A 6,251-nucleotide genomic window follows, 5' to 3' on the forward strand; every position below is an offset into this window, starting at 1 on the left:
CTTCGGGCCGCTGTCTTCACCTGCGTCGTGCGGGGGCGGGCGTGCAATGAAGGGGCCTTTCATCGCGAATTTTGCGATGAAAGGCCCCTTCATTGCAGCGTTTCCCTGCACGCATCACTCCGCTGGCTCGACCACCCCAGCGGGAGCGAAGCGCCCGAGAGCCGCGTAGAGCGCCGAGCCCCCACCCAGGTGACCCAGCGCGTACGCGTACTCACCCTCTTCGAGAAGGAAATCCAGTCCCGACCCGGTCCACTCGAGCCGGTAGTGCCACCAGTGCATCCACCGCCCCACCCGCCGCTTCTCCCGCCGCACCCGCAGCCGCGTCACCTCGGTCCACCGGACCTCGAAAACCCCCGGAACCGAAAACCCCGCGGCGGAAATCACCAGCGAGCCCGCCGACCGCCGGAGCCCGAGCAGGATCAGCCCCGCGAACCCCACGCTGAGCAGGCCGAACACCACCCCGGGAATCGAGCGCGAAAACAGCGAGACGACGACGGCCACCGCACCGCCTCCGCCGAAGACCCCGAAACCCACCCACGCGAGCCGCCGCATCACGATGTCCAGGCGGAGCACCACGGCATCCCCAACAACCATGCCCGGAGCGTAACCGCCGAAACCACGCGCCGACGTTAGGATCTAGCCCTCGACGTCGCGGAGGAGGCCGGATGACCACCCGTCTGCCCTGGCGCCCCGCGGCGAGCGCCGATCCGGTGCCGGTACTCGCCGCGGCCCAGCGGGTCGCCGACGATCTCATGGACGGTCTCGCCGGTCCCCGCACCCGTCACGCGGCCCACGGTCTCCGCCGGCTGTTCGGCGTCCCGGGCCTCGGGCTCACCGATCTGTCCGGCTCGCTGATCTGGTCCGGCCGTCCCGCGGCCGACGACGTCGTCATCTCGGCGCTCGACGAGGTGCTCCACTCCGAGACGCCGGTGTCCGAGCCGGGGCTGCTGGCGTTGCCGCTGCATGTCGACGACGAACTGTCCGGTGTCCTCCTGGTCGCGGGCGGTACGAACACCATCGCCCGCCAGGCCGCCGAACTCGTCGTCCACGCGCTCGAACGCGGGCGGCTGGAGGCGTCCGCCGAGCAGGCGGCGGAGGCGGAACTGCGTGCGTTGCGGGCCGAGATCTCCCCGCATTTCGTCTACAACGCGCTCACCGTGATCTCCTCGCTGGTCCGCTCCGATCCGGACCGCGCCCGCGACCTGATGCTCGACTTCGCCGAGTACACCCGCTACAGCCTCGCCAGGCACGGCGAGTACACGATGGTCGCCGAGGAGTTCCGCGCCATCGAGACCTACCTGGCGCTGCAGCGCGCGGTCCTCGGCGAACGGCTGCGGGTCCAGGTGCGGGTGGCGCCGGAGGTGCTGGCCGTGGCGGTGCCGTATCTGGTGCTGGAACCGTTGGTGGAGAACGCGATCCGGCACGGGATCGAACCTCGTTCGGAGGCCGGGTTCATCCAGGTGCAGGGAATGGCGGAAGGGAACGACTGCGTGATCAGTGTCGAGGACGACGGACTCGGCATGGACCCCGCCCGCGCGGCGGCGATCCTGGCCGGACGCGGTGACGACGGCGGCGTCGGACTGGCCAATGTGGACAGAAGGCTGCGCAGCGTCTACGGCCCGTGGTACGGCCTGACGGTCGAGACCGAGGTCGGCGCGGGCACCCGGGTCGTGGTGCGCGTGCCCCGATTCCAACCGGGGGTGCTGCCGTGACGAACGGGCTGCGGGTGCTGGCGGTCGACGACGTCCCGCCCGCCCTCGACGAGCTGTGCAGCCTGCTGCGCGAGGCGCCGGAAGTCGCCGAGGTGGTCGCGGCCGGTGACGCGCTCAACGCGCTCAAACTGTTGCAGGCCAGTCATTTCGACGCCGTCTTCCTCGACATCTCCATGCCGGGGCTCGACGGGCTCGAACTCGCCTCGCTCCTGGCGCGGCTCAGCGAACCACCGGTGCTCGTGTTCGTCACCGCGCACGACGGCCACGCCGTGACCGCCTACGGTATCGGCGCGGTGGACTACCTGCTCAAACCGGTCCGCGCGGAGCGGTTGTCCGCCGCACTGTCCAAAGTGGTCCGGATGGTGGGCGACCAGGCCGAAGAGCAGAAACCCGCGCCGGACGCGATGTCCGCGCTGCCGGTCGAATCCGGTGGTCGCACGCGGTACGTCCGGCGCGACGACGTCCAGTTCGTCGAGGCACACGGCGACTATGTCCGGCTCCACACGAAATCCGGCGTCCACGTCACGCGGATGCCCCTCTCCCGGCTCGAAGGGTATTGGGAGGGAACGGGATTCACTCGCGTGCATCGCGGCTTCCTGCTCGCCGTCGACGCGGTGCTGGAACTGCGCAGCGACACCACCGGCGGGCTGCTAGCGCATACCGAAGCCGGTGACGTCCCGGTGAGCCGCCGCCACGCGCGCGACCTGCGCGACCGGCTGCTCGCCGCCGCGCAACGCGGCGACCTCGGCCGGGGGAACCGCGCGTGAGCCGCGTCAAACGGGTGGCCGTCACCAGCCCGCAGACCCGGCTCGCGCATTCGCGGCGCCGGTCACGCGGTCGCTGGCGCGTGCCCCGGCTGGCGGTGAACGACGCCGAACGCGCGGACCTGCTCTATCGCGCCCAGCGGCGTCGCGGGCTTCCCGCGCTGGCCGGGATGTTCGGCCTGGTGTTCGGTCTGCCGCTGGTGTTCGGTCTCTTCCCCGGCCTGGACTCGGTGCGGTTGCTGGACATTCCGCTGTCCTGGCTGATGATCGCGGTCCTGCCGTATCCGGCGATGGCGCTGCTGTCGTGGTGGCAGCTGCGCCGGGCCGAAAAGATCGAGGACGACTAGTGGTCGCGGCGCTCTCGGTGGCCCCCGTCGTCCTGATCACCCTGCTCATCGGGTTGCGCGGAGTCGCCGCCATGCGGACGACGTCCGACTTCCTCGTCGCCTCGCGCCGGATCTCGCCGCTGGTCAACTCCGCGGCGGTCTCCGGCGAATACCTGTCCGCGGCGTCGTTCCTCGGGGTCGCCGGACTGGTGGTGAAGGACGGCATCGGCGCGCTCTGGTACCCGGTCGGGTTCACCGCGGGGTACATCGCGATGCTGGTGCTCGTCGCGGCGCCGATGCGACGGTCCGGCGCGCTCACCGTCCCGGACTTCGCCGAGGCCCGGCTCGCCTCCCCCGTCCTGCGCCGTCTGGCCGCGCTGGTCGTCCTCGTGATCGGGACCCTTTACCTGGTACCGCAATTCCGCACCGCGGGGCTGGTGCTCACCGCGGTGGGCGGGACACCGTACTGGGTCGGCGTCGTCATCGCCGGCACCGCGGTCAGCGCGACACTGGCACTCGGCGGGATGCGCGCGGCGACCTACGTCCAGGCGTTCCAGTTCGTGCTGAAACTGTTGCTGTTCCTCATTCCCGCGATTTGGCTGGTCTCTCAGCTCTCGCCGGAGGAGCGGTCGGCGTCGGTGCATCCAGTGGAGTTCACCCACTTCGCCCGCGACACCCGGCTGTCGTTCGAGATCGACGTGACGCTGACCCTGCGCGAGCCGACCACGCTGCTCACCCCGGAGAAACACGTGGTGCCGCCGGGAGAACTGATCGCCAGGAGCGGCCAGGTACTGGAGTTCGCCGAAGGCACCCCGGTTCCCGCCGTCCGCGGTGGTGCCCCGCTGGGTGGTCCGGACTGGCAGCGGCCGCTGCTCGACCTCGGCGACCACGGCTACCCGCTGCTCGGCACCTGGGCGATCCTGATCGCGACCATGCTCGGCACGATGGGGCTGCCGCACGTCCTGATGCGCTTCCACACCAGCCCCGACGGCCGCGCCGCCCGCCGGACCGCGGCGATCACCGTCGCCCTGCTCGGCGTTTTCTACCTGTTCCCAGGGGTTTACGGGGTACTCGGCCGCGTGCTCGTTCCCGAACTGTACGTCTCGGGCGCGACGGACATCGTCGTCGTCGCGCTGCCGTCGCAGGTCGACCAAGGCTGGGCCGGTTCGCTGTTCACCGGGCTGCTGACGGCGGGCGCGTTCGCCGCCTTCCTCGCGACGTCGCTGGGCCTGCTGTTGGTGATCTCCGGTGCCATCGCGCACGACTTGATGCCGGGCGGGTTGCGGCGGCTGCGCTGGTCGGTCCTCGGGGCGGCGGCGGTGATGGTCCTGCTCGCGCTGCCGTCGGCCAGGCTGGACGCGGGTGTGCTCGTCACCTGGGGCTTCACCGTGGCCGCGTCGACGTTCTGTCCCTTGCTGGTACTCGGCATCTGGTGGAACCGGCTCACCGCGGCCGGCGCGATCAGCGGTGTCCTCACCGGACTGGTCGCGTCTTCCAGCTCGATCCTCGTGGCCCTGTTCGGGCCCGTGCTGAGCGGTCTGCCCGCGATCTTGGTGTCTCAGCCCGCACCGTGGTCGGTTCCGCTGGCATTCGGCGTAATGATCGTGGTTTCCTTACGGGGTAGGCCTCCTTCCTGGTCAACCGCCGCCATGTTGCGGCTGCATCTGGACGATCGCACAGCCGAAACCCCTTCGTCGTGGTCCGAGTACCGTTCGTCGACCGTTCGTCGTCTCGGCAGGCGTTTGAACCGCCGACGGTTCCGGTCCGTCTGACCTCTCCTTAACGTGGCGCGGAACACACTCGCGGCGCAGGGAGAGCACCATGAGCACTGAAACGGACGCACCCAGTCCACCCGAGACGGATTGGGACAAAGCCCACGACAGCGCCGAGTTCAAAGAGCTGCGTTCGCGGCTGCGCCGGTTCGTATTCCCCGTGTCGGCGCTGTTCCTGGGCTGGTACCTGCTCTACGTGCTGCTCGCCGACTACGCACACGGCTTCATGAGCACGAAGCTCTTCGGCAACATCAACGTCGGACTCGTGTTCGGCCTGTTGCAGTTCGTATCGACCTTCCTGATCACTGGGCTCTACGTCCGCTACGCGAACAAGAAACTCGACCCCATCGCGGAGAAGATCCGCACGGACATCGAGAGGGAGACGAAATGACCCTCGCCGCCGGAGTCGAGGGCAGCAGCCCCGCGCTCAACATCACCATCTTCGGACTCTTCGTCCTGGTCACGCTGTTCGTCGTGTTCCGGGCCAGCCGGAACACGAAGACCGCGTCGGACTACTACGCCGCGGGCCGCGCGTTCACCGGTCCGCAGAACGGCGTCGCCATCGCGGGCGACTACCTGTCCGCCGCGTCGTTCCTCGGGATCGCGGGTGCGATCGCCGTCTACGGCTACGACGGTTTCCTCTACTCGATCGGTTTCCTGGTCGCGTGGCTGATCGCGTTGCTGCTGGTCGCGGAACTGCTGCGCAACACCGGCAAGTTCACCATGGGCGACGTGCTGGCCTTCCGGATGAAGCAGCGGCCGGTCCGCGCGGCGGCCGCGATCTCCACGCTCGCCGTCTCGTTCTTCTACCTGCTCGCGCAGATGGCGGGGGCGGGTGGTCTGGTGAACCTGTTGCTCGGCATCGAGGGGAGCCTCGGCCAGGACCTGGTGATCGCCGTCGTCGGCGTGATCATGATCCTGTACGTGCTGATCGGCGGGATGAAGGGCACCACCTGGGTCCAGATCATCAAGGCCGTCCTGCTGATCGCCGGTGCGTTCGCGATGACGCTGTGGGTGCTCGGGAAGTACGGCTTCAATCTCTCCAGCCTGTTCCAGGCCGCCGTCGACAAGGGCGGCCAGACCGGGGAAGCGCTGCTCGGCCCCGGCAAGCAGTACGGGAAGACCGGCACGACCAAACTGGACTTCCTCTCCCTCGGCATCGCGCTGGTGCTGGGCACCGCCGGGCTGCCACACGTCCTGATGCGCTTCTACACCGTGCCGACCGCGAAGGACGCGCGCCGTTCGGTGGTCTGGGCGATCGCGCTGATCGGCATCTTCTACCTGTTCACCCTCGTACTCGGCTACGGCGCGGGCGCGCTCGTCGGCCCGGACGTGATCGCCAAGGCGCCGGGGACGACCAACTCGGCGGCGCCGCTGCTGGCGCTCGAACTGGGCGGTCCGGTCCTGCTCGGGTTCATCGCGGCGGTGGCGTTCGCGACGATCCTCGCGGTGGTGGCGGGCCTGACGATCACGGCGTCGGCGTCGTTCGCGCACGACGTCTACGCGAACGTGATCAAGAAAGGGAAGACCGACGCCGACAGCGAGGTCCGTGTCGCGCGGATCACCGCGCTGGTGATCGGGGCGGTCGCGATCGTCGGCGGGATCCTCGCGAAGAACCAGAACGTGGCGTTCCTGGTGGCGCTGGCGTTCGCGGTGGCGGCGTCGGCGAACCTGCCG

The 6,251-nt window shown here is 69.3% G+C and carries 7 protein-coding genes; 6 read left to right on the top strand and 1 reads right to left on the bottom strand.

The window, feature by feature from the left end; genetic code table 11:
* Window positions 1–114: 114 nt before the first annotated feature.
* Window positions 115–594: a hypothetical protein gene (locus tag AVL48_RS25405; protein ID WP_082857761.1), complete on the bottom strand. Its 480-nt coding sequence runs from the start codon at window positions 592–594 to the stop codon at window positions 115–117.
* A gap of 71 nt (window positions 595–665) precedes the next feature.
* On the opposite strand from AVL48_RS25405, the gene AVL48_RS25410 reads away from it, so the two are divergent.
* The 6 genes from AVL48_RS25410 to AVL48_RS25435 all read left to right on the top strand — a co-directional run.
* The gene (locus tag AVL48_RS25410) at window positions 666–1,712 is read left to right on the top strand and encodes a sensor histidine kinase (RefSeq protein WP_061982124.1); all 1,047 of its coding nucleotides are present in this window, start codon (window positions 666–668) and stop codon (window positions 1,710–1,712) included.
* Window positions 1,709–2,479, top strand: a complete 771-nt coding sequence (locus AVL48_RS25415; RefSeq protein ID WP_061982125.1) for a LytR/AlgR family response regulator transcription factor — start codon at window positions 1,709–1,711, stop codon at window positions 2,477–2,479. The genes AVL48_RS25410 and AVL48_RS25415 overlap by 4 nt, the downstream gene beginning before the upstream one ends.
* Complete coding sequence (locus AVL48_RS25420; RefSeq protein WP_061982126.1) at window positions 2,476–2,823, top strand: hypothetical protein; 348 nt, start codon at window positions 2,476–2,478, stop codon at window positions 2,821–2,823. The genes AVL48_RS25415 and AVL48_RS25420 overlap by 4 nt, the downstream gene beginning before the upstream one ends.
* On the top strand, window positions 2,823–4,574 hold the full coding sequence (locus AVL48_RS25425) for a sodium/solute symporter (RefSeq protein WP_061982127.1): 1,752 nt from the start codon (window positions 2,823–2,825) through the stop codon (window positions 4,572–4,574). Before AVL48_RS25420 ends, AVL48_RS25425 begins: the two co-directional genes overlap by 1 nt.
* Before the next feature lie 49 nt (window positions 4,575–4,623).
* The gene (locus AVL48_RS25430; protein WP_061982128.1) at window positions 4,624–4,965 is read left to right on the top strand and encodes a DUF485 domain-containing protein; all 342 of its coding nucleotides are present in this window, start codon (window positions 4,624–4,626) and stop codon (window positions 4,963–4,965) included.
* Window positions 4,962–6,251: solute symporter family protein (locus tag AVL48_RS25435; protein ID WP_248846477.1), on the top strand; the 1,290-nt coding region annotated here is incomplete at its 3' end. The genes AVL48_RS25430 and AVL48_RS25435, both read left to right, overlap by 4 nt.

Source organism: Amycolatopsis regifaucium, from assembly GCF_001613935.1.
GTDB lineage: Bacteria > Actinomycetota > Actinomycetes > Mycobacteriales > Pseudonocardiaceae > Amycolatopsis > Amycolatopsis regifaucium.

Coding starts and splice junctions, on each gene's coding strand:
- AVL48_RS25410 (WP_061982124.1), top strand. CDS start 666: ATGACCACCCGTCTGCCCTGGCGCCCCGCGGCGAGCGCCGATCCGGTG.
- AVL48_RS25430 (WP_061982128.1), top strand. CDS start 4,624: ATGAGCACTGAAACGGACGCACCCAGTCCACCCGAGACGGATTGGGAC.
- AVL48_RS25405 (WP_082857761.1), bottom strand. CDS start 594: ATGGTTGTTGGGGATGCCGTGGTGCTCCGCCTGGACATCGTGATGCGG.